The sequence below is a fragment of the Arthrobacter sp. Y81 genome (assembly GCF_002929335.1).
Lineage (GTDB): Bacteria > Actinomycetota > Actinomycetes > Actinomycetales > Micrococcaceae > Arthrobacter.
Map to the genome: position 1 here is coordinate 41,897 of NZ_PJIL01000007.1, position 23,644 is coordinate 65,540.

The following is a 23,644-nucleotide window of genomic DNA, read 5'->3' on the forward strand; positions in this document are numbered from 1 at the left end:
GAGCGGATGAAACGCACACCTTGGAAAATTGCGCTGGGCACGGCGTTGTCAGCGGGGCTCATCGCCGCTCCGTTGACGGACGTCCCGGCGTTTGCGGCGGAGGTCCCACCAGCCGCTGCAGGTACATCGCCCGTCGTCATCAACGAGGCCTACCTCAGCGGCGGCAGCACCGGCGCAGCCTACAAGCACAAGTTTGTGGAGCTGCACAACACCTCTGATGCGCCTGTATCGCTGGACGGCTGGTCCCTTCAGTACCGCTCGGCCGGGGGCACGTCGGCGCCGAACGGGGTCGCCACCCTCAGCGGCAGCATCCCGGCAAAGGGGCACTACCTGGTCCAGGGCGGCACGAACAGCGCCACGTCCACGGCCGCCGAGCTGCCCGCGCCGGACGCCGTGGCCACCGGGCTGAACCCGTCCGGTACGGCAGGAACGCTGATCCTGGCCAGGCAGGCCACTGCCGTCAGCCCGCTGGCCACCGGTTCGGTGATCGAGCCGGCCAACGTTGCGGACCTGCTGGGCTACGGCACATCCAACACCTTCGAGACGCAGGCCGCGGCCGCGCCGGCCGGGAACACCGACGTCAAGAGCCTGAACCGCTCCAACGGAGCGGACGGCAACAACAACGCCGCCGACTTCGCGCTCAGCGCCACCATCACGCCGACAGCTGCCGGCGGCACTGTGGATCCGGATCCCGTCGATCCTGACCCCGTGGATCCTCCCCCTGCCCCCGCAGCCAGGACCATCGCTGAAATCCAAGGTTCGGGTGCGGCCAGCCCGTTCATCGGCGCCACTGTCACTACCCGGGGCAAGGTGACCGCGGCGTTCCCCACCGGCGGTTTCGCCGGGTTCTACGTCCAGACGCCGGGAACCGGCGGCGATCTGACCCCGGCCAACCACACGGCGTCGGACGCTGTCTTCGTCTACTCCCCCGCCGCCGTCGGATCCGTCACGGTCGGCGACTACGTCGAAATCACCGGCGCCGTCAGCGAGTTCTTCGGCATGACGCAAGTGAACGTGACTGACACCGCGGGCCTGACAAAGCTTGCCGAAGCTGCTCCGGAAGTGAAATCCACCGGCTTCGCCCTCCCGGCGGACGAAGCCTTCCGCGAATCCCTCGAAGGCATGCTGCTGACTCCGCAGGGCCCGGTGACCGTCACAGACAACTACTCCCTGAACCAGTACGGCGAAATCGGCCTGGCAGGCGGAACCACTCCGCTCGAACAGCCCACCGCCGTCGCCCCGTACGGTTCGGCTGACTACACGGCCACCGTGGCGGCCAACGCCGCCCGCGGCATCAAGCTCGACGACGGTGCCACCACCAACTTCCTCAAGGACGCCACGACGAAGTCGCAGGTGCTGCCGTACCTGACCACTGCGGATCCCGTCCGGGTGGGGTCGCCGGTGACCTTCCAAACCGACGTGGTGCTCAGCTACGCCAACAACGCCTGGAAGTTCCAGCCGCTGACGCACCTGACGCCGGAAAATGCGGGCATCGTCCAGCCGGCAACTTTCGGGGCCACCCGCGCCGAGGCCCCGGCCGCAGTCGGAGGCAACCTGAAAATTGCCTCCTTCAACGTGCTGAACTACTTCCCCACCACCGGCGACCTGCTCGCGGGCTGCACGTTCTACAAGGACCGTGACGGCAACCCGATCACTGTCCAGGGCGGCTGTGACGCCCGCGGTGCTGCCAACACCGAGAACCTCAATCGGCAGCAGGACAAGATCGTGGCGGCCATCGGCAAGTCCGGCGCCGACGTCGTGTCCCTAATGGAGGTCGAGAACTCGGCACAGTTCGGCAAGGACCGCGACGATGCCCTGGCCAAACTGGTGGACGCCCTGAACATTGCCACGCCCGGCATCTGGGACTACGTCCGTACCCCTGCCAACGCTCCCCCGCTGGCTGACGAGGACATGATCCGCACTGCGTTCATCTACAAGAAGGCCGTGGCGGAGCCGGTGGGCGAATCCATCATCCACAACGACACAGTGGCCTTCGCCAGCGCCCGCAAACCGCTGGCGCAGGTGTTCAAACCGGTTGGCGCGTCCGACGACAAGAAGTTCATCGCCATTGCCAACCACTTCAAATCGAAAGGATCTGCTGCCACTCCGGAGGATACCGACAAGGGCCAGGGCGCCTCGAACCTTGCACGCACTGAGCAGGCCAAATCCCTCCTCGCGTTTTCGAACGAACTGCAGTCCTCGAAGGGTACCGACAAGGTCTTCCTGATGGGCGACTTCAACGCCTACGCCAAGGAGGACCCCATCAATGTCCTCTCGGCCGCCGGTTACGCCAACCAGGACGAGAAGGCCAGGAACGCCGACGGGACCGCCAAGCACTCGTACCTCTTCGGTGGCCTGGTGGGGTCCCTGGACCACGTCCTTGCGTCACCGGGTGCGAACGCTGTGGTCACCGGCGCCGACATCTGGAACATTAACTCCGTGGAGTCCGTGGCTCTGGAGTACAGCCGGTATAACAACAATGTGACCAACTACTACACGCCGGACCAGTTCAGGGCGAGCGACCACGATCCCGTCGTGGTGGGCCTGGACCTGCCGGCCGCACCTGTCACCCCGGCGAGCGTTGACCTGAATTTCCTGGGCATCAACGATTTCCACGGACGCATCGACTCCAACACTTTCCTGTTCGCGGCAACCATCGAAAAGCTACGCGAGGCTGCCGCGCCCGGCGCCACGGCGTTCCTGTCCGCGGGAGACAACATTGGGGCATCGCTGTTCGCCTCGGCCGTCGCCAAGGACCAGCCCACCCTCGATGTGCTGAACACCCTCGAACTGAGGGCGTCCTCAGTAGGCAACCACGAGTTCGACGGCGGCTGGGCGGACCTGCGCGACCGCGTCGTCGCGGGCGGAACGAATGCCAGGTTCCCGTACCTCGGCGCCAACGTCTACAAGAAGGGGACCACGGAACCGGCCCTGCCGGAATACACCGTGCTGGAGATGAACGGCGTCAAGGTGGCCGTGATCGGCACAGTCACCCAGGAAGTGCCGTCGCTGGTCACCCCGGCGGGCATCACCGAGCTTGAGTTCGGGGATCCGGTCGAGGCGATCAACCGCGTTGCTGCGAAGATCACCGGCGAAAAGCTCGCCGACGTCATCATCGTGGAAAACCACGACGGCGCCGGGTCCGGTACGCCCGACGGCTCCACTTTCGAACAGGAAGTGGCCGCCGGAGGCCCCTTCGCCAAACTGGTCAATGAAACCTCTCCCGAGGTGGACGCGATCTTCAACGGCCACACCCACAAGCAGTACTCCTGGGATGCCCCGGTCCTGGATGCCAGCGGCCAGCCGACGGGCAAGACCCGCCCCGTCGTGCAGACCGGCAGTTACGGCGAGTTCATCGGCCAGATCCAGCTGACGGTTGATACAACGACGATGCAGGTGACGGGCTACAAAGCCGGCAACGTCAAGCGGACCGTGCCCACCGAGACCGAAACGGCCGCGGACCTCGTGGCGAAGTACCCGCGCGTGGCAGCAGTCAAGTCGATCGTCGACAAGGCATTGGCGGACGCTGCCGTGATCGGCAACCAGCCGGTCGGCAAGGTCACCGCCGATATCACCACCGCCTTCACGCCCGCCACGGCAACCAGCCCGGCGTCCCGTGACGACCGCGCGAACGAGTCCACCCTGGGCAACCTCGTGGCGGATTCCCTTGTGGACGCGCTCAAGGCGCCGGACCTCGGCGCCGCCGAAATCGGCGTCGTGAACCCCGGCGGCCTGCGCAACGAGCTGTACTTCGCGCCGGACGGAACCCTCACGTACGCGGAAGCGAATGCCGTGCTTCCGTTCGTGAACAACCTCTGGACCACGTCCCTGACCGGGGCTCAGTTCAAGACGCTGCTGGAACAGCAGTGGCAGACCAACCCGGACGGCACGGTCCCCAGCCGCGCCTACCAGCAGCTGGGGTTGTCCAAGAACGTCAACTACACCTACGACGCCGCACGCGCCTCGGGTGACCGCATCACGTCCATTTGGGTCAACGGTGCCCTCATCGACCCGGCCAAGTCCTACCGTGTTGGCACCTTCAGCTTCCTGGCAACCGGCGGCGACAACTTCCGGATCTTCAAGGAGGGCGCCGGCACCGAGGACTCCGGCCTCGTGGACCGCGATGCCTGGATCAAGTACCTGCAGGACCACAATCCGGTCTCGCCGGACTTTGCCCGCCGGACCGTGGCTGTCGTGAACACCACGGCGTCCGAGGTCAAGGCCGGGGACTCCATCACCCTGGCGGCCTCCAAGCTGGACCTCACGTCCCTGGGCAGCCCGGTCAACACCTCGCTGGCCGCTTCCTTCACGGACGCCGCGGGCACCGTGACACAGCTCGGCACCGTCCCGGTGTCAGCGGGAGCGGCGGCAGTGGATGTGAACGTTCCGGCTGGCGCAGCCTCCGGCACCGGAACCCTGGTACTTACCGCGGCCGAATCCGGGACCGTGGTCAAGGCCGCAGTCCAGGTTGCCGCCAGCGGCCCGGTTCCGCCGGTCTGCACGGCACCTGTGCCGCCCACCAAGTGGTACGACATCCCGGGCTGGATCAGGTACGGCCTGGCCTGGCTCGAGTACCAGAAGTGCCTGAAGGGCTAGTTTCCAAGTCTGACAGCCAATGAACATGCCCGCCCCGGCCACGGACTCCCCTCGGAGTCCGTGGCCGGCGGCGGGGCATGTTTTCGTTGGGGCAGGTGAGAGAGCGTTTGCCGGTCTTCCTGCGACGCTCTCTCACTACCTGCCAGTGTTCCTGCGACGCTCTCTCACTACCTGCCAGTGTTCCTGCGACGCTCTCTCACTACCTCGAAGAAAGTGAGAGAGCGTTCGCCCAAAAGGCCCCAAAAGTGAGAGAGCGTCGGCAAAAAGGGTGCAGGAAGTGAGAGAGCGTCGGGGCGTTGGTTTGGGCCGGCCGGGAGTCAGCGGTCGAGGATGTGCCGGGCTATTTCGTCGGCGTCGCGGAGGGTCCGCTGGCCGCTGCGGTACACCGGCCCGCTCTGCGGACGCGACTCCGCGGCAATGGCGGTGCCCCACTGCGCTGCGGAGAGCTGCAGGCCCAGCACGTACAGCCCGTCCGTGACGGATCCGTTGGCGCCCACCGGCCGGTACGGGTGCGGACTGACATCCAGGCCGGAGGTCTCCACCGGAATTCCCTCCACCGTCATCATCAGGCGCGGCCGCACCAGGCCGTCGGCCAGGAGCTGCTCCAGCACCGGGGACACGTTCACGGCAACCCTGTTGGCGGGAGCGAGGGCTTCGATCATGGTGCGGGCGCGGACTGCTCCGTCCCTGACCCACGGAGATGCCGCCGAGAAGGTGCCGGAATTGCGGTCGAGCGCGAATTTCGGGTCCGGGCCCACAAAACTCACCACTCCCGCCTTTGCGAGCGCTGCGAGCTGCTCCGCGCGGATGGCCGGCGGGCCGCTGGCCAGTCCTTCGACGAACGACTCGAACCAGCCCCGGAGGCCGGCGACCCAGGACTCATCGGTGATGCCGCCGTCGGCCACTGCCGATTTCAGCACCGCCCTGCCGTGGTGCAGCGCCCCGATGGTCATCTTCACCGGGTCGTCCTCGCCCAGGGCCGAGCGCCGGGCGTCATCGAGCAGGTACTCCACGACGGCGGAATCCACGTCCGCCCGCGACGCGAAGGACCGACCGGCCAAGGGCGCTGCGAGGCCCGGGAGGTTCAGGCGCTGGCCGGGCGCCACATGCTTGGCTATCAGGACGTCGGCTTCGGCCTCCCAGTGGGAAACGCTGTGGGCGTGGGGCCGCATCGTCTCCTGGAGGATGGCCAGGAAGTCCCCGGGCTCGGTGACGGCGTCCGGGCGGGTCCGGACCAGGGTGGAGTAGTAGGCCCAGAGGGCGTCGCGTTGCAGGAGGGGCCAGAGGTCGTGATCGAAGCCGGGAGTTATTCCCGCCGCCGCGAACCGCCCGACGGCGCCCTCGGTGCAGTACCGGAGCGTCACACCGGCCGGGTAGTACCCGGCGAGGTTCGCTTTGGCCCGGTACGGCGTCCCGCGCCGGGACGCGGCAATAATCAGCGGCTCGTCCCCGGACGGGATGTACTCCAGTTCGGTCCGCACCGGCCTGGGACCCGCGGCCGGGTCGCCGTCGGCCTCGGCTGCCACGAACTTCCCGCCGCGCCCTTCGGTGAGCTGCCCCATCACATCGAAGAAGTTCAGCCCCATGCCGCGGACCAGCACGGGCTGGCCTGCGGTCACTACGGACCAGTCGACGTCGGCAGGTGCTGCCGGCGGCAGGTACAGGAGCCCCAGCTGGCCGGCACCTGCCTGGAGCTCGCGCTGTTCGGCGTTGAGCCTGGACTCGAGGTGCCCCAGGGCCAGCACCACGGAACCGACGGTGAGCGGCCCGCCGTCCTCGAGTTCGACGTCGAACGTTCCGTTGCCTGCAGGCCGGACAGCTGTGGCTGTGGTGCGGTGGAACCGGACGGTCACGCCTGCCGGGAGGTGGGCCAGCAGCTCGTCGAGGGTGGAGCGCAGGTAGCGGCCGTAGATGGCACGGCTCGGAAAGTCCTGCGATCCGAGGCCGGACAGTTCGGCCCGTTCGTCCTCGGTCAGCGAGGCGAGCGGGTTGTCCTGCTGGGCGGCCCGCCACCGGTCGAAGGTGGCGCCCGCTACCGGTGCAGCCAGTTCAGGTTCTTCGGGAATGACTGTGGGATAAAACGCCTGCGTGTTCATCAGGTACAGCCGCGACTGGCCGGGCTGCCACACGTGGCCCGGCCCGGCAGGGTAGGGGTCCACCACGTCAATGTGGAGGCCCGGGGCGCCGCCCGGCCCGGAAGCGGAGGGGTTCCTGAGGCGCCAGTTGGCCAGGAGCCGCTCCAGGACACTGGTACCGCGGGGTCCGGCCCCTATTAGTGCCGTCCGGATGCTTTGCGATATGCCCACGCCATCCAGAGTATCCGCATGTGACTTGCTAGCTGCGCGCCGATGTTGTTTCGTAGGGGCCATGACCACCACAGCAGCTGATCACCAGCCCGCGTCCGGCGCCCCTTCCTCCGCCGGGAGAGCGCCCGAACCGACCGACGAGAATATCTGGCTCGAGGATATCTACGGCGAAGAACCGCTGGCCTGGGTCCGTGAACAGAACGCCCGCACCGAGGACCTGCTCGAGGATGCCGACTACGCCAGGCTCGAAAGCCGCATCCTGGAGGTGCTGGACTCCACGGACAAGATCGCCATGGTGGGCAAGCACGGCGACTGGTACTACAACTTCTGGCGCGACGGAACGAATCCCAAGGGCTTGTGGCGCCGCACGTCCTGGGACAGCTACCGGAGCGGGTCGCCCGAATGGGATGTGCTGCTGGACGTCGACGCCCTCGCTGCTGCCGAAGGCGAGGAGTGGGTATTCCACGGCGCCAATTTCCTGCGGCCTTCAGCCGGCGAACCGCACCGCCTGGCGCTACTGGCCCTCTCCCCCGACGGCGGCGATGCCAACCGCTACCGTGAGTTCGACGTCGAGACCCGCACGTTCGTCGACCCCGCATCCGGCGGGTTCGACCTCCCTACGGCCAAGGGCAACGCCTCCTGGCTGGACCGGGACACGCTGCTGGTGGCCAGCACCGCCGAAGGCATGCCCAAGACGTCCTCGTCCTACGCGCGCACCGCCGTCAGGCTTCCCCGCGGCGGGTCGCTCGCGTCCGCCGAACAGGTGTTTGAAATCCCCGAGGACCACATGATGGCGCTGGTTGCCCATGACTCCACACCGGGGTACGAGCGAACCTTCGCCATGGACTGGATCAGCTTCTTCAACAAGAACACGTCCGTGCTGCGGGACGGGGAGTGGGTTGTCATCGACGCCCCGACCGACGTGAACCTGAGCGTGCACCGCGGGTGGCTGCTGTTCCGCCCGCAGGGCGACTGGGACGTCAACGGAACCACGTACCCCGCCGGCTCGCTGCTCGCCGCGGACTTCGAGGGCTACCTTGCGGGCAGCCGCGAACTCCAGGTCCTCTTCACTCCGGACGCGCACACCTCGCTGCAGTCCTGGAGCTGGACCCGGAACTTCCTCCTCCTCAACCTCCTGCGGGATGTCTCTTCGGAGATCCGCGTCCTGGACCCGGAACGGCCCGGAACTGATTCGGCCTGGGCGTCCTCGCTGCTGGACGCCTGCCCGCCACTGCATGACGTCAACGCCTTCGCCGTTGACGACGAGGACGACGCCGGCGACTCGGATGACGACGACGGCACCGGCGGCACCGTGCCCGTGCCGGAGGGGGAAGCTCCCGGCGCCGGGGATGACTTCTGGCTCGTGGCCACCGGTTTTACGACGCCGAGCACCCTGACCCGGGGGACGCTACGCCGCAGCGGAGACGGCGGTGTTGTGAGCGAGCACGCGGTGATCCGCACCTCGCCGTCCTACTTTGACGATTCCGCCTACGAGGTCCAGCAGCACTTCGCCGTATCGGACGACGGCACTCGGGTCCCCTACTTCCAAGTGGCTTCCAGGAACCTGGTGCTCGACGGCCAGAATCCCACGCAGCTGTCCGGGTACGGCGGATTCGAAGTCTCGCGGACGCCTGCCTACAGCGGCGCAATCGGCCGGGCCTGGCTGGAACGGCGGACGCACAGCCGCGGCGGCGTCTACGTGGTGGCGAACATCCGTGGCGGCGGCGAGTACGGGCCGTCGTGGCACCGCGCGGCGCTGCAGGAAAAGCGCCACCGCGCGTTCGAGGACTTCGCGGCCGTGGCCCGGGACCTGATCTCGCGCGGAGTCACGTCCAAGGAGCGGCTCGGCTGCGTGGGCGGCTCCAACGGCGGGCTGCTGGTGGGCAACATGCTGACGCGGTACCCGGAGCTGTTCGGCGCGGTGTCCTGCGGGGTGCCGCTGCTGGACATGCGCCGTTACACCAAGCTGTCCGCCGGGTACTCGTGGATCGCCGAATACGGGGATCCGGACGTGCCTGAGGAGTGGGAGTTCATCCGGACGTTCTCGCCATACCACCTCCTTCACGACGGCGTGGACTACCCGGAGACCTTCATCTGGACTGCAACGTCCGATGACCGGGTGGGGCCCGTGCAGGCGCGCAAGATGGCGGCGCGGATGCAGGCCATGGGGATCCCCAACGTCTGGTTCCACGAGGCGCTGGAGGGCGGCCACGCCGGCGCTTCCGACAACCGGCAGGCGGCTGCTTTGCAGAGCCGCAGCCAGCATTTCCTGTGGCGTTCCCTGGCGGGCCGCTCCGACGGGTAGCTCCCGCGGCGGGTCCCTGCGTGTCCCGTTTGGCACGTTTTGGTGCCGTTTTGCACTGAATGCCCCGTTCTGCGTATCCTTGGTGGGCTAGGAATAGCAATTGGAGACGTGCCAGAGCGGCCGAATGGGCTTCACTGCTAATGAAGTGTGGGGCACAACTCCACCGGGGGTTCAAATCCCCCCGTCTCCGCGTTTGGCCCCGGTCTTTGGACCGGGGCCTTTTGCGTTCCCGGACCTTCTGCGTTTCCGCCGTCTCCGTTTTCCGTGCGTACCCCCGCGTTTGGCCTCCCGCCGGGAAGGTGCACGGGGTGGCAGGATGGCCAGATGGCGAGCAGCAGCAAGCATGATGTGGTAATTGTCGGCGGCGGGCACAACGGCCTGGCGGCTGCCTCCTATCTGGCCAGGGCCGGGCGCGATGTCCTGCTGCTGGAGAAACTGGACCACGCCGGCGGCGCGGCCGTTTCCGCCCAGGCGTTCGACGGCGTCGACGCGCGGCTTTCCCGGTACTCCTACCTGGTGAGCCTGCTGCCGCAGGAAATCATTGACGATCTCGGGCTGCGGATCCGGTTGGCCCGCCGGCGCTACTCCTCCTATACGCCGGATCCGGCAAACCCCGGCCGGGGCCTCCTGATCGACAACGGCGACGCCGGGGCAACGGCCGCATCATTTGCCGCAGTGGGGGCGCCGGCCACCGAGGCCGCCGAATTTGAAGACTTCTACGCGGAGTGCCGGAAGCTCACCGGGACCCTGTGGCCCACCATGACATCCCCGTTGCCCACCCGGTCGGAGGCCAAGCGGCTCGCCACCGCGGCCGGCGCCGGGGCGGTGTGGGCATCGCTGGTCGAGCAGCCACTTGGCGAAACCATCACCAGCAGGCTGCACAGCGACCTGGTGCGCGGCGTGGTCCTGACGGATGCCCTAATCGGGACCTTTGCCAGGGCGGACAGCGCCGACCTCCAGCAGAACATCTGCTTCCTGTACCACCTCCTGGGCGGCGGAACCGGTGACTGGGATGTTCCCATCGGCGGTATGGGGGCGGTCTCGGGCGAGCTCGAGCGCGCCGCCCGCGAAGCCGGCGCCACCATCCTGACGTCTGCCGAGGCCACGGCCGTCCGGTCCGGCGGCTCGGTGAACTACCGCCATGGCGGCCTGGGACATTCAGTCTCTGCGGGCTGGGTCCTGTCCAACGTCGCGCCCGCGGTCCTGGACAGGCTGCGGGGCAGCAGCGCCGGGGAGCCCGCAAATCCGAACCACCGGCGCGAGGGTTCGCAGGTCAAGGTGAACCTGCTGCTCAAGCGGCTGCCGCGGCTGCTGGACGACAGCGTCAGCCCGGAGGCGGCCTTCGGCGGCACGTTCCACATCAACGAAACCTGGACCCAGCTGGACGACGCCTACCTGGCAGCGGAGCACGGAACAGTCCCGGATCCGCTGCCGTGCGAGATCTACTGCCATTCGCTGACCGATCCCACCATCCTCTCCCCGGAGCTGCAGGCGTCCGGCGCCCACACCCTGACTGTTTTCGGACTGCACGTTCCGGACAGGCTCATCACGGCGGAGAACAACGACCAGATGCGGGCGGCGCTGCAGGCCGCCGTCGTGAAATCCCTCAACTCAGTGCTGGCGGAGCCGGTAGAGCAGCTGCTGCTGACGAGCTCCGACGGAACCCCGTGCATCGAAACCAAAACCACCCTGGATATCCAGCGTGCCGTGGGCATGCCCCGCGGCAATATCTTCCACGGCGGACTCGACTGGCCGTTCGCCGAGGACGACGCCCCGCTGGACACCCCCGCCCGGCGCTGGGGCGTGGCCACCGACGATCCCCGGATCCTGCTGTGCGGCTCCGGAGCACAGCGCGGCGGGGCAGTGAGCGCCCTTGGCGGCCACAACGCGGCCATGGCGGTGCTGGAGTCCTAGAGGTCCGGGTATGGGTTAGCGGCCTGGTTCGCGGCCTCGGTGAACGGCCTAGGGGTTGGCGACCTAGGAGTTTGCCGCCTTGGGTGCCGCGGAACGCCCGCGGCTGACTTCGGCTCCGGCCTGCCGGTGCAGCGCCAGGCTGTCGGCGGTGCTGAGCAACATCAGGACCGTAATGGCCAGGAACGCGCCCCGGTAGGGCGCAACAGGGTCTGCCCCGAAGGCACCGGGGACGTCGAAGATCCGGAGGAACAGGGCGCCGACGGCGATGCCGGCACCGGCGGCAAGCTGGACCAGGGTGGCCGAAATTGCGTTCGCGGACGGCAGCTGCCCGGGGACGATGTCGGCGTACTGGATGGAGGCGTACGCCGAGAAACCGATGGAGCGGAACGCGCCGCTGCAGACCAGCAAGGCAAAGATGAGCGGTTCCGGGGTTCCGGCGTCCAGCAGGGCGCACACGGCAAAGGTTGCGGCCGATGCGAGCGACGCAAAAACGAGGACGGGCTTAAAGCCGAACCTGCGGATGAGCGGTGTGGTTGCCGGTTTGATGCCGATATTGCCCACGAAAACCGCGGCCACCATGATGCCCGCATGCAGGGGATCCCAGCCGAAACCATCCTGGAACATGAGCGGCAGCAGGAAGGGGACCGCGCTGATGGTCAGGCGGTAGATAAACCCGCCCGTGGACGTTGCCCGGAACGTCCGGGTGGCAAAGACATTCAGCTGGAAGAGCGGGTTGGTGGTGCGCCGCAACCACAGGACCGCCCCCGCGATCGACACGAAGCCCGCGGCCACGCAGATTGCCCCGAACGGTCCGGAGGGGTGGGCAGTGGCCAGTTCGAGGCCCACCACCAGGGCACCCACGCCCAGCGTTGTCAGCAGCAGCCCTACCCAGTCAAGGCGCCGGGACTGGTCTCCCGCTCCTTGAGGGACCAGCCGCAGGGCAGCGATGAACGCGGCCAGTCCCAACGGAATGTTGATCAGGAAGATCCAGTGCCACGACAGGAACGTGGTCAGTGCTCCGCCCACCAACGGCGCAAGGACCGGCGCCAGCAGGCCCGGCCACACCAGGTAGGCCGTTGCCCGCAGCAGGTCTTCCTTGGGGGTCCGGCGCAGCACCACGAGCGTGCCGACCGGCACCATCATGGCGCCGCCCGCGCCCTGCAGGACACGGCTGACGGTGAGCATGGTGAGGTCCTGGCTCAGTGCGCACAAAAGCGAGGCAATGGTGAACACGGCGATGGCGGCGCAGAAGACACGACGGGCGCCCACCCGTTCGGCCAGCCACCCGCTGACCGGAATGCCCATGGCCACCGTCATGAGGTAAGCCGTCATGGTGATGTTGACGTCCGCCGGCGCCACGGCGAAATCCCCCGCAATGCTGGGGATGGCCGTGGTCAGCACCGTGCCGTCCAGGAACTCCATAAAGAAGGTCGCGGCAACGAGCAGGGCCAGCCGGGGCTGCCACTCCTGGCGGACAGCCGAAGCGGCGTTGTTCAGTGGTTCGCTCATGGCTCCTGGCCTGGACTCATTCGCCGATCCTATAGGCGTGCCAGGCATGGTGCCAGAATAAGTCCGCCCCTTACGCGGACCCGCCGGAGGGCCCTACCCCGCCTGTCCCAGCACGAGCGGAAGCACGGCCCCGGCCCCGGCCCGGCGCAGGGCCCGGCCGGCGACTGTGACCGTCCAGCGGCTGTCCGTGAGGTCGTCCACCAGCATGATGCTCTGCCCCTGGATTCCGGCCATGGCCGCTTCCAGCTCAGGTCCCACGGCGAGGCGTTCCCAGACTCCGGCCAGGCGGTAGGCGCTGTTGCCTCCGCGCCCGCCGGTGGGTCCGCCGTGCTCCAGGTTCAGCTCACCCAGGTACGGTATTCGGCCAATCCCGGAGATGCCCCGCGCCAGGGAGCCAACGAGGGCGGGCTTGCTGCGCGACGGGATGCTGACGATGGCTGCGGGACGTCCGGCGCCGCTCCAGCCGGGGTTGCGTTCATTTCCGGTGCCCCACTCGCGGAGGACCTGGACGCAGGCCTGGAGCATGGCGGGGTCCACCTCGCGGTCCGCGGCTCCTGCTGCGAAAATTTCCCGCAGTGCACCGCCCCAGCCGAGGTCCGTCAGGCGGGCCAGCACCCGGCCCTCGGCCAGGCTCTCATCCGGCTTGATCTTGCCCTTGACGGTCACGCCGAGCCTGTCCATGCCGCTGGGCCACTGCAGGCGCGGCTCCAGTGCGATGCCGGCACGGCTGAGCGTCTGCCCCGCCGCTTCCGTTGCAGCTGACGCGATGTCCGCCGGGAACCAGCGTCCGGCGCAGTTGTCGCAGCGGCCGCACGCGTGGGCCGTTTCGTCGTCCAGGACCGAGGTGATGTACTCCATCCGGCACCCGGCCGTGTCCTGGTAGATCACCATGGAATCCTGCTCATCCACCCGGGCCTCGGCAATGCGTGTGTACCGTTCGGCGTCGTAGGTCCAGGGCTGGCCCGTGGAACGCCAGCCGCCGCCCACGCGCTCCACTGCACCGTCCACGGACAGGACCTTGAGCAGCAGTTCGAGCGGCGTGCGCCGCAGGTCCACGCGGGCTTCGAGAGCCACCGTGGATACAGCGGCACCGGCCTCGGCCAACGCGGTAAGGACCGCCGCGGCCTTTTCCTCCGACGGCATGGATGCCGTGGCGAAGTACTGCCAGATATCGCGGTCCTCCGAGCCGGGCAGCAGCAGGACATCGGCGTTCGCCGCGCCACGCCCCGCACGGCCAACCTGCTGGTAGTAGGCCACCGGGGAGGATGGCGCGCCCAGGTGCACCACGAAGCCCAGGTCAGGTTTGTCGAAGCCCATGCCAAGGGCCGAGGTGGCCACCAGCGCCTTGACCTCGTTGTCCTTGAGGAGCTGCTCAGCCCGTTCACGGTCCGCGGGATCCGTGCGCCCCGTGTAGGCGAGCACCTCATGGCCGGCCTCGGCGAGCAGGCGCGCGGTGTCCTCGGCAGCGGAAACTGTGAGGGTGTAGATGATGCCGCTGCCCGGCAGGTCCGCCAGGTGGGTCAGCAGCCAGCCCAGCCGGTCGCGGGAGTCCGGCAGGCTCAGCACGCCGAGCCGCAGCGACTCACGGCCCAGGGCGCCGCGGATGGTGAGCACGCCGTCGCCCAGCTGTTCCTCGATGTCGTGGACCACGCGGGAGTTGGCGGTTGCGGTGGTGGCCAGCACCGGCACGGTGTCCGGAAGCTCTGTGATGAGGTCCGCGATGCGCCGGTAGTCAGGGCGGAAGTCATGGCCCCAGTCCGAGATGCAGTGTGCCTCGTCAATCACCAGGAGCCCGGTGCGGCGGATCAGTTCCGGAAGCTGGTTCTCCCGGAAGGACGGATTGGTGAGCCGCTCCGGCGAAACAAGCAGCACGTCCACCTCGTCCGCAGCCAGCTGCCCGCGGACAGCATCCCACTCCAGCTGGTTGGCGGAGTTGATGGCGACGGCGCGGACGCCGGCCCGGGCCGCTGCCGCCACCTGGTCCCGCATCAGTGCCAGCAGCGGCGACACGATCAGTGTGGGGCCGGCTCCGCGGCGCCTGAGCAGCAGCGAGGCCACAAAGTAGACGGCCGACTTTCCCCAACCGGTGCGCTGCACCACCAAGGCGCGGCGGCCGCGGTCGACCAGCGCCTCAATGGCCTCGTACTGGCCGTCATGAAAGCGGGCTTCCGGATGTCCCACCAGGCTTCGCAGCACTTCCAGGGCCTGGTCCCGGGTGCCCGTTTCACCTGCGGGAAGATCGACGGAAGCGGAAAGGACTGAAGCATTCTGGTTATTGGCCATTGGTTCAGTATCCCAGCCCCCTCTGACAGCCGGGAAGTTCAGGCTCCGGCCATGTGGACTACAGATTTCACACCCGGGCCTGCACGGCACGCCCGCGTAACTCAACTACTCCTCCACAGCCGCGTTGCGCTTCAACGTAAGATGGAACGCGTGACTAGCGACCAGACAAAGACTTTTGACCTTTCGGCATCGTTCAAGGCCTACGACGTACGTGGCATTGTGGGCGTATCCATTACTGCCGAAATCGTCGAAGCCGTAGGCGCCGCGTTCGTGGATGTCCTGAAGCTCGAGGGCCAGACGGTCCTGGTGGGCGGCGACATGCGCCCCTCCTCCCCCGAGTTCAGCAAGGCCTTCGCCAACGGCGCCGCCACCCGCGGAGCAAACGTCCAGCTGCTGGACCTCATCTCCACTGACGAGCTCTATTACGCCTGCGGTGCGCTCAACGCGGCCGGCGCCACGTTCACTGCCAGCCACAATCCCGCCGAATACAACGGCATCAAGATGTCCAAGGCCGGAGCCCAGCCCATCTCTTCGGAGTCGGGTCTGAAGGAAATCCAGGCCCGCGCGGAGGAATACCTCCACGCCGGATCCATCCCGGCCGCGGGCACGCGCGGCCTCATCGGAGTCCACGATGTCCTCAAGGACTACTCCGAATACCTGCGCAAGCTCGTGGACCTCAAGGGATCCCGCCCCCTGAAGGTGGTTGTGGACGCCGGCAACGGCATGGCAGGCCTGACCACCCCGGCGGTGCTCGGCGACGCCCTCCTGCCCAAGCTGCCGTTCGACATCATTCCCCTCTACTTCGAGCTGGACGGTTCCTTCCCGAACCACCCGGCCAACCCGCTCGAGCCGGAAAACCTGCTGGACCTGCAGGCCGCCGTCATCGAGCACGGCGCGGACATCGGGCTGGCCTTCGACGGCGACGCTGACCGCTGCTTCGTCATCGACGAGAAGGGCAACCCCGTCTCGCCGTCGGCAATCACCGGTATGGTGGCCCGCCGCGAGATCGCCCGCGCCAAGGCACAGGGCGAGGAAACGCCCACCATCATCCATAACCTGCTGACCTCCAAGGCCGTTCCGGAACTGGTGGCGCACGACGGCGGCCGCGCCGTCCGCACACGGGTCGGGCACTCGTTCATCAAGGCCGTCATGGCAGAGGAAGGCGCCGTCTTCGGCGGGGAGCACTCCGCGCACTTCTACTTCCGCGACTTCTGGAATGCAGACACCGGCATGCTGGCCGCCATGCACGTCCTGGCCGCCCTCGGCGAGCAGGACGGCCCGCTGTCCGAACTCGGCCACGAGTACGAACCCTACGTTTCCTCCGGGGAAATCAACTCCGAAATTGACGACAAGGCAGGCGCCGTAGAGCGCGTCCGTGCCGATTTTGCCGGCGAAGACGTGGATGTCGACCTGCTGGACGGCAGCACGTTCACTGCCCGCGACGGCAGCTGGTGGTTCAACCTGCGCCCGTCCAACACCGAACCGTTCCTTCGCCTGAACGCCGAGGCCACGGACAGGGCCACGATGGAACGCATCCGCGACCGCGTGCTTGCCCTGGTCAACGGCTAGGCCACCCGCATGGCTGAACTTTCCGGAACACCCTGGCGGGACTCTGTGCCCGAGGCCACGGCCACCGACCTGGAAAACCTGCTGGGCACGGGCGTCGGCGCGGCACAGGAGCAGCTCGGGCGCAATGGCGGGTTCCTGCCCTTCGCACTCGTGGTGGAGAACGACGGCGAGGTGCGCCTCGTCGCCGTCACCCCTGCGGACGCCGAGGACGGCTCGGAGGGTGAATTCGATGCCGATACGATGATCAGCGACCTCACGGAACTGCTCCGGCAGAACCGGGACGATTTCCGTGCCGCCGCCGTGGTCTGCGACATCACCCTGCTGGAAGAGGACACGGATGCCATCCACGTGGCCGCCGAGCACCGTGACGGGTCCGTGTTCGCCGCCGTACTGCCCTACGAACCCAACACCGAGTCACGCGAATGGGAGTTCGGGCAGCTTTCAGCTGATTCCAACGAGCCCGCCATCTGGGTGGACTAGACCTCCACTAGGTTGATGACATGAAGATCAATGCCTTCGCGGATGTGAGCCTGCGGGCCATGATGGTGCTGTCCGCAGCCCCTGACGGCAACCTGCTGACCACGCAGAGCATCGCCGACGCCGTGGGCACCCCGTACAACCACGTCAGCAAGGCCATGGCAAAACTCCGTGAACTTGGCGTGATCGACGTCGAACGCGGCCGCAACGGCGGCTCCAGGCTCAACGACGCCGGACGCAAGGCCACCGTGGGCCAGCTGCTGCGGCTCCTAAACACCCGGGTGGATCCGGCGGACTGCCATTCATTGAATGGCGACTGCCCGCTCATCAACGAATGCCGGCTTCGCGGTGCCCTCTCGCGCGCCCGGGAAGCCTTTTACCGGGAACTCGACGACATCGTGGTGTCCACCCTTCCCGGATCCCGCCAGATGGCGCCTGTGTTCCAGGCGATCGGGCTCCGCCCGGGGCTCTGACTCCCGGCTCCCCTGCAGCCCGGGCATTTCCGGATCCGTAGTCCCCGATTTTGATATCTCTTCTACGAAGTGTAGAACTTAGGTATAAATACTTGTATTTCAAATACATGTATTGACCGCGGTCCGGATGTACGCCCCGGGCCCCTACCTCAGGAGTACGCATGCTCTCGGACAAATCCCGCCCCGTCATTGAGGCCACCCTCCCGTTGGTCGGTTCCCGGATCGGCGAAATCACCCCCAAGTTCTACGCCCGGCTTTTCGCGGCGCACCCGGAGCTGCTGGACGGGCTCTTCAGCCGCTCGAACCAGCGCAACGGCAACCAGCAGCAGGCCCTGGCCGGAAGCATTGCCGCTTTCGCCACCCACCTGGTCAACAACCCCGGCACCCTGCCGGAGACCGTACTCGCCCGCATCGCCCACCGCCACGCCTCCCTCGGCATCACCGAACCTCAGTACCAGGTGGTCTACGAGCACCTCTTCGCCGCCATCGCCGAAGACCTGGCCGAGGTCATCACCCCGGAAATCGCCGACGCCTGGACCGAGGTCTACTGGCTGATGGCGGACGCCCTGATCAAGCTCGAAAAGGGCCTCTACGCCGCACAGGCCAACGGCACGATGTGGAGCCCCTGGAAGGTCGCCGCCAAGACCCCCGCCGGCACCGGCTCGATAACCTTCACCCTGGAACCGGCCGACGACACCCCCATCACGCCCGCCCTGCCCGGCCAGTACGTCAGCATCAAGGTCACCCTCCCGGACGGGCTGCGCCAGGTCCGCCAGTATTCTCTCTCCGGCGACGCCGGCACGAGCCGCAGCTTCACCACCAAGAAGGACGACGGCGGCGAAGTCTCCCCCGTCCTGCACAACACCGTCCAGGTGGGCGACATCCTCGAGATTTCCAACCCCTACGGCGAGATCACGCTCAAGGAAGGCGAGGGCCCGGTGGTCCTGGCCTCCGCCGGCATCGGCTGCACGCCGACCGCGTCCATCCTGCGCTCCCTCGCCGACGCCGGCTCGGACCGCCAGGTCCTGGTCCTGCACGCGGAAAGCGATCTGGAGTCCTGGGCGCTGCGCTCCCAGATGACGGACGACGTCGAACGCCTCGAGGGTGCCGACCTTCAGCTCTGGCTGGAAGAACCGCAGGCCGGTTCCAACGCAGGCTTCATGTCGCTGCGTGAAGTGGACCTGCCGGCAAATGCGTCGCTGTACCTGTGCGGACCGCTGCCGTTCATGAAGCACATCCGCAACGAGGCCATCAATGCGGGAATCCCCGCCACGAAGATCCACTACGAAGTCTTCGGCCCGGACATCTGGCTGGCGAGCTAGCCGAAGCCTTCAGCGGACTGCCGGCCCCCTCGGCGGGCTGACCCCCAACAACGGCAGCATCACCTCGTCCACCACCTGCACCAAATAATCGTCCTCGATGGGCGCGGCCGAGAAGATGAATCTCTGCCGCAGCAAGGCGGGGCCTGCCTCGATCTTGCAAGCCGTGGCAAGGGCGGGGTCGCATTCGCCCCGGGCCACGGCTTGCTCAATAATGGCGCGCATGACCTTGACGACGTTGCCCCGCGTGTAGTCGTGGATTTCCGCGGCCACCGCCGGGTTCTGAAGCGCCTCGCCCAGCAGCCCGCGCATGGCCTGCCCCACCACTCCTTGCAGTTGCTGCGCCACCTGCCGCAGGACTGCCAGGGCATCTCCGCGCAGGCTTCCCGTGTCGGGGGCGGACGCGGGGCTGGGCATCGCATCGTAGGCTGCCTCTAATACCAATGCCGCACGTCCGGGCCACCGCCTGTAAAGCGAGGCCTTACTGGCCCGGGCGCGCTCGGCGACGCTGTCCATGGTCAGGGCGGCATACCCGGATTCGGCGATCTCCGCCCGGACCGCTTCGAAGATGGCGCTGTTCAGGGCAGCTCCGCGGCGCCGCGGCCGCTTTCGGTGGTCCTGGAGCTCCGGCATCTCAGGCCAAGTCCGACGTGGGCGCGGACAGGACCGCTCCGGCGGTTCCGTCCACAAGTACGCGCTGCCCGCCGGCCAGGGTGCTGGTACCTGAACCAGTGCCCATGACAGCCGGAATTCCGTACTCCCTCGCCACGATGGCCGCATGCGAGCCGAGCCCGCCGGTGTCCACCACCACCGCGGCGGCCCGCTGGAACAGGGGTGTCCAGGACGGGTTTGTATATGGGCAGACCAGGACCTCACCACTGCGCAGCTGGCCGAACTCGGCAGGACCACGGATCACCCGCACGGGCCCGCTCGCCTGGCCGCGGCTGGCTGGCGTCCCGGTGACGAGGGCCCCTTTCACACGGCGATTACGGCCAAAGAGCAAAGCCGGGTCCAGCAGCGGGATCCCCTCCAACTCGCGCCGCTTCGCCGCCCGCGCCAGCACCACCGGACGGAAACGCTCCCGGACGGAAGCTGGCAGCGCCCCGCCGTCGTCCGTGTCCGTGATGGACGCCAGCTCCTCGAAGCGCAGGTGGTAGACGTCGTGCGCCTCGTCGACCACGCCGGCAAGCACCAGGCGGCGGCCGAGCTCCCGGTACGCGCGGCGCATCGGCGGAATGACCGTTGTGGCGTAGAAGTGGCTGTCCTCGCGAAACGCCATTCCGTTCCGTGCAGACTCGACGGCGGCCAGCACACTCCGGCGCAGCGGCGCGAACCGGAGCGGAGGGTGCATCCTCAACTCAGACAACGCCATCCCGGTCTGGTCCACCGTCTGGAACCGCTCCCCGAACATGGCTTTCACCAGCCCCAGCACCACTTCCGGCGCATCGGACCAGGTGGGCGCACTGCTCAGGACAACGCTGATGGTTTCACGGTGGCCGTATTCGAGCAGAAACGCTTTGAAAGCCTCGCGGAAGGCAACGTGTTCGGATTCCTTTTCCACCAACTCCAGCAGCCGGCCCGGGTCCGACTCAGCAAAGGCGCGCGCCAGCCCGGGATCATCGGCGGCAATCGCAGCCAGCTGTTCAAGAGCGCGGTTCGCCTGGCTGGTCCGGGTTTCCGCCCCGGCGATCAGCGCAGCCGCCAGCTTAGCCTTGCCCAGCAGCACGAGCATCAGACGCATTTTCAGCAACGGCACGAAGACCCCGGGCAGGTAGGAGACGCGCAGATCCGTGATGCCCCGCATCGTTGCGAAGGATTCTTCCGCGAGTGCGACGACAGCACGCCACCGTAACGGGCCGGGATCCTTCCCGTTCAGCTGTTCCACGTTCTCAAGGAACGCGGAAAACCGTGGATCCTGCGTCCATGTGGCCGGATTGAACTGCCTGGCGCGGCGCGCCAATGACACAGGCGCGGCCAGCGTCCGGATGGTCGGGTGCGGAATCGGCGGGACGAGCCGCACCACCACGCCGTCCTCCTCCGGGAGCAGCTGATCAACCGTTGGGAAGACCACCCCCACGCTTCCGGCCATCCGATGCAGCATGGCCAGGATTCCCCGGCTCATCCAGCCGGACACATCCAGCGGATAGGGCCGTTCCTGGAACATCTCCATGAAAAACGGCCCCAGCCGACGTTGGAAGGGGTTGAGCATCTGCGGCTGGGGCGGCAGCGCCGTCATAGGCCGCGACTGCAACACATACAGGAGGCCCCCGGAGACCGCCCATTCAATGTCCTGCGGCCGCCCGAAGTGTTGCTGTGCCCGCTGCCCCAGACGGGCCAGCTCCGTCAGTTGATCCGCGGCCAGCTCCGGCCCGGCGCCCGGCGCTCCGGGCTTTTCCTGTGTGCCGCCGCCCTCGGCCGCGCTGATCACCACTTCCCGGCCACCGGGCGCAAAGCTGAGCGCCTTTCCCGTGCGGTCCAGGACGTAGTGTTCCGGCGTCACCCGCCCTGCGACCACTGCCTCCCCCAGCCCAGGGCTTGCGTCCACCACGATTTCACCACGCTCGCCCGTGACGGGGTTTGCGGTGAACATGACTCCGGCCGTATCGGCGGGCACCATTCTCTGCACGACGACGGCGATGGCCAGCCCGTGCGGATCGATCCCTTGACGCTCGCGGTAGGCAACCGCCCGGTCCGTCCACAGCGACGCCCAGCAGTCGGCGACCGCCTGGACCACGGCGTCCTCGCCGAGTACGTTCAAGTACGTGTCCTGCTGGCCGGCGAACGCGGCCCCCGGCAAGTCCTCCGCCGTGGCACTGGAACGAACTGCCACGGCTCCGCCACCCAGCTCCGCATAGGCTGCCCCGATCTCTTGCCTCAAGTGTCCGGGTACCTCCGTTCCGGCGAACAGGGCACGGATGGCGACGCTGCGGCTTTCACCGTCAGCCGTGCCAATGTCCGGGCCGTCGCCGGAGTCAGCGCGAAACAGGCCCTCCAGCGCCGCACCCACCCTTGTCTCCGCCAGGAAGGACATGTACGCGCCCGTGGTGATGATGAAGCCCGGCGGAACGGGAAATCCCTGGCGCACCAACTCGCCCAGGGCAGCGCCCTTCCCACCGGCGGCGGCGATGTCCCCTGCGCCGAAATCGGCCAGCGGGGCGGTGGTCTTGTCAGTCATCGGGGGCTCCTCGTGGTTTGCGGTCGGCAGGGTCTGCGGTGTCAGGGTCGGCGGCGTCGGAGTGCGCGGTGGTCCGCAGCTCCCGCTCGGGCAGGAAGAGCGTCAGGACGAATGCCGCGGCCAGCACCATGGCGGCATAGCCGAAAACGGGCGGAAGTGCATGGCCGAACGCCTCGGCCACTGCACTGCGGTCCGCAGCAGGCAGACGTTCAAGCGCCTTGGGCGTCAGTGATTTGAGGCTCTCCCCCAGTGCTGTTGCCAGCGGAGCGGGGACGGCGGCGGCGAAGCGCACAGTGATCAGGGAACCCAGAACTGCCACACCGATAGAGGCGCCCACCTGGCGAAGAAAGGTCACGGTGGACGTGGCGGCGCCCAGGTCGCGCCGCTCCACGGAGTTCTGCACCACCAGCACCATGACTTGCATGACCAGCCCGATGCCCAGCCCGAGCAAAAGCATCGACGCCAGCACCAGCCACGGGCTGCTCCTCGAATCCATGGTGCTGAACAGCCAGGTTCCGGGAACGGCCAGCAACGTCCCGGCCACCGGGTACAGCTTGTAGCGTCCGGTGCGGGTGATCAGCGCGCCGGATGCCGCCGTCGTGAGCAACAGTCCGGCCATGAGGGCGATCAGCATGCCGCCCGAAGCGGTGGCCGACATGCCCATGCCCACCTGCAGGAACGCCGGAAGGTAGCTCAGCGTGGCGAACATGGCGAAGCCGATCAGGAAGCTGACCGCCGTGGGGACCGCGAATGCGGCGTCGCGGAACAGCGACAACGGGATGATCGGATCCGCCGTGCGGCGCGCGGCAAACAACCAACCGGCCATGGCGGCAACAGCCACCGCCGCCAGGACAGGCGTCACCCAGCCTGGCCCCGGATAGCTCCCGCCGCTGCAGAGCAGGATCACCGAGACAATTGCCAGGCACAGCAAAGCCGCGCCGGCGTAGTCCACCCGTCGCCCGCGCGGGGTGACCGGCAGCCGGAGCGTGAGGGTTACCACCGCAAGGGCGGCCAGGCCCAACGGCACGTAGAAATAGAAGATCCAGCGCCAGGAGAAGTGGTCCACCACCGCCCCGCCGGCAAGTGGACCGGCTACCGCGGCCACAATGAAGGCGGCGCCGATGATGCCAAGAAACCTGCCGCGGTCGCGCGGACTGACAAGTTCGCCAATGATCGCCTGTGCCCCGATCATGAGCCCTCCGCCGCCGATGCCCTGAATCGCCCGGTAGGCGATGAGTTCCGGCACGGTCTGCGCCAAGGAGCACAACGCCGCGCCAATAATGAAGAAGATCAGGGAGCCTTGGAGGACGCGCTTGCGCCCAAAAGCATCGCCGAGTTTGCCGGTCAAGGGCATTGCGGCCGTGGCGGCGACAAGGTAGCCGGTGATGATGGCGGACATCTGGTCCAGACCACGCAGGTCTCCGGCAACGGTGGGCAGCGCAGAGGCCATGACCGTCTGGTCAAGGGCTCCGAGGAACATCACGAGCAGGATGCCGGGCAGCGCCGCCCTGATGGCAGACGGGATCCGCTTGGTGTGCTGCTGGGCGTTGTCCATAGCCCGGTCCCTCAACTTAGAGAACAACTAGTTCTCTAAAAGCTACGCCCAGCCGCTGCGCGACACAATGGCCAGGCGCACGATCGACTGCCACGGAACGGCCGTTTGACGGCGGAAACCGCTGTCACGGAGTAATCGACGGTGAAATGACGACGGCGGCCCC

Annotated in this window: 13 protein-coding genes and 1 tRNA gene; 8 read left to right on the top strand and 6 right to left on the bottom strand. The window is 67.4% G+C overall.

All coding sequences use genetic code 11. The features are described from left to right. Nucleotides 1-6 precede the first annotated feature (6 nt). On the top strand, nt 7-4,596 hold the full coding sequence (locus CXQ91_RS10955) for an ExeM/NucH family extracellular endonuclease (RefSeq protein ID WP_104173955.1): 4,590 nt from the start codon (nt 7-9) through the stop codon (nt 4,594-4,596). Between the two features lie 317 nt (nt 4,597-4,913). On the opposite strand, the gene CXQ91_RS10960 is transcribed toward CXQ91_RS10955, so the two are convergent. Further along, nucleotides 4,914-6,902: an FAD/NAD(P)-binding domain-containing protein gene (locus CXQ91_RS10960; RefSeq protein WP_104173956.1), complete on the bottom strand. Its 1,989-nt coding sequence runs from the start codon at nt 6,900-6,902 to the stop codon at nt 4,914-4,916. Nucleotides 6,903-6,963: 61 nt separating this feature from the next. Here CXQ91_RS10960 and CXQ91_RS10965 point away from each other — a divergent pair, with 61 nt between their 5' ends. The 3 genes from CXQ91_RS10965 to CXQ91_RS10975 all read left to right on the top strand — a co-directional run bounded on the left by CXQ91_RS10965 (nt 6,964) and on the right by CXQ91_RS10975 (nt 11,121). Then, on the top strand, nt 6,964-9,207 hold the full coding sequence (locus CXQ91_RS10965; protein ID WP_104173957.1) for a prolyl oligopeptidase family protein: 2,244 nt from the start codon (nt 6,964-6,966) through the stop codon (nt 9,205-9,207). A 102-nt stretch (nt 9,208-9,309) separates the two neighbouring features. Then, nucleotides 9,310-9,397 (top strand) — tRNA-Ser (locus CXQ91_RS10970). A gap of 134 nt (nt 9,398-9,531) precedes the next feature. Next, nucleotides 9,532-11,121 (top strand): NAD(P)/FAD-dependent oxidoreductase, encoded by a 1,590-nt coding sequence (locus CXQ91_RS10975; protein WP_104173958.1) that lies wholly within the window; start codon nt 9,532-9,534, stop codon nt 11,119-11,121. Nucleotides 11,122-11,184: 63 nt separating this feature from the next. Here CXQ91_RS10975 and CXQ91_RS10980 read toward each other — a convergent pair whose 3' ends face one another. After that, nucleotides 11,185-12,630 (bottom strand): MFS transporter, encoded by a 1,446-nt coding sequence (locus CXQ91_RS10980; RefSeq protein ID WP_104173959.1) that lies wholly within the window; start codon nt 12,628-12,630, stop codon nt 11,185-11,187. 93 nt (nt 12,631-12,723) lie between these two features. Next, entirely contained in the window at nt 12,724-14,913 is a 2,190-nt protein-coding gene (locus CXQ91_RS10985; protein WP_104173960.1) for an ATP-dependent DNA helicase RecQ, read from the bottom strand. 150 nt (nt 14,914-15,063) lie between these two features. Between CXQ91_RS10985 and CXQ91_RS10990 the strand changes: the two genes are divergently transcribed. The 4 genes from CXQ91_RS10990 (at nt 15,064) to CXQ91_RS11005 (ending at nt 18,754) form a co-directional block, all read left to right on the top strand. Next, complete coding sequence (locus CXQ91_RS10990) at nt 15,064-16,482, top strand: phosphomannomutase/phosphoglucomutase (protein ID WP_104173961.1); 1,419 nt, start codon at nt 15,064-15,066, stop codon at nt 16,480-16,482. Between the two features lie 9 nt (nt 16,483-16,491). Continuing rightward, complete coding sequence (locus tag CXQ91_RS10995; RefSeq protein WP_104173962.1) at nt 16,492-16,962, top strand: hypothetical protein; 471 nt, start codon at nt 16,492-16,494, stop codon at nt 16,960-16,962. Between the two features lie 20 nt (nt 16,963-16,982). Further along, nucleotides 16,983-17,432 carry an Rrf2 family transcriptional regulator gene (locus tag CXQ91_RS11000; RefSeq protein WP_104173963.1) on the top strand — a complete coding sequence of 150 codons (450 nt, stop codon included), beginning with the start codon at nt 16,983-16,985 and terminating at the stop codon, nt 17,430-17,432. A 161-nt stretch (nt 17,433-17,593) separates the two neighbouring features. Further along, nucleotides 17,594-18,754 carry a globin domain-containing protein gene (locus CXQ91_RS11005; RefSeq protein WP_104173964.1) on the top strand — a complete coding sequence of 387 codons (1,161 nt, stop codon included), beginning with the start codon at nt 17,594-17,596 and terminating at the stop codon, nt 18,752-18,754. Nucleotides 18,755-18,763: 9 nt separating this feature from the next. On the opposite strand, the gene CXQ91_RS11010 is transcribed toward CXQ91_RS11005, so the two are convergent. From CXQ91_RS11010 to CXQ91_RS11020, 3 genes are read right to left on the bottom strand one after another with little or no spacing between them, the layout of a single operon-like run. Then, the gene (locus CXQ91_RS11010; RefSeq protein ID WP_104173965.1) at nt 18,764-19,384 is read right to left on the bottom strand and encodes a TetR/AcrR family transcriptional regulator; all 621 of its coding nucleotides are present in this window, start codon (nt 19,382-19,384) and stop codon (nt 18,764-18,766) included. Between the two features lies 1 nt (nt 19,385). Next, nucleotides 19,386-21,926 (bottom strand): PEP/pyruvate-binding domain-containing protein, encoded by a 2,541-nt coding sequence (locus tag CXQ91_RS11015; protein ID WP_104173966.1) that lies wholly within the window; start codon nt 21,924-21,926, stop codon nt 19,386-19,388. Next, nucleotides 21,919-23,481: an MFS transporter gene (locus CXQ91_RS11020; RefSeq protein ID WP_104173967.1), complete on the bottom strand. Its 1,563-nt coding sequence runs from the start codon at nt 23,479-23,481 to the stop codon at nt 21,919-21,921. Before CXQ91_RS11020 ends, CXQ91_RS11015 begins: the two co-directional genes overlap by 8 nt. Nucleotides 23,482-23,644: the final 163 nt, after the last annotated feature.

Excerpts from the sequence above, each read along its gene's own strand:
- CXQ91_RS10955 (WP_104173955.1), top strand. The coding sequence starts at position 7 with ATGAAACGCACACCTTGGAAAATTGCGCTGGGCACGGCGTTGTCAGCG.
- CXQ91_RS10965 (WP_104173957.1), top strand. The coding sequence starts at position 6,964 with ATGACCACCACAGCAGCTGATCACCAGCCCGCGTCCGGCGCCCCTTCC.
- CXQ91_RS10975 (WP_104173958.1), top strand. The coding sequence starts at position 9,532 with ATGGCGAGCAGCAGCAAGCATGATGTGGTAATTGTCGGCGGCGGGCAC.
- CXQ91_RS10980 (WP_104173959.1), bottom strand. The coding sequence starts at position 12,630 with ATGAGCGAACCACTGAACAACGCCGCTTCGGCTGTCCGCCAGGAGTGG.
- CXQ91_RS10985 (WP_104173960.1), bottom strand. The coding sequence starts at position 14,913 with ATGGCCAATAACCAGAATGCTTCAGTCCTTTCCGCTTCCGTCGATCTT.
- CXQ91_RS10995 (WP_104173962.1), top strand. The coding sequence starts at position 16,492 with ATGGCTGAACTTTCCGGAACACCCTGGCGGGACTCTGTGCCCGAGGCC.
- CXQ91_RS11000 (WP_104173963.1), top strand. The coding sequence starts at position 16,983 with ATGAAGATCAATGCCTTCGCGGATGTGAGCCTGCGGGCCATGATGGTG.
- CXQ91_RS11005 (WP_104173964.1), top strand. The coding sequence starts at position 17,594 with ATGCTCTCGGACAAATCCCGCCCCGTCATTGAGGCCACCCTCCCGTTG.
- CXQ91_RS11010 (WP_104173965.1), bottom strand. The coding sequence starts at position 19,384 with ATGCCGGAGCTCCAGGACCACCGAAAGCGGCCGCGGCGCCGCGGAGCT.
- CXQ91_RS11015 (WP_104173966.1), bottom strand. The coding sequence starts at position 21,926 with ATGACTGACAAGACCACCGCCCCGCTGGCCGATTTCGGCGCAGGGGAC.
- CXQ91_RS11020 (WP_104173967.1), bottom strand. The coding sequence starts at position 23,481 with ATGGACAACGCCCAGCAGCACACCAAGCGGATCCCGTCTGCCATCAGG.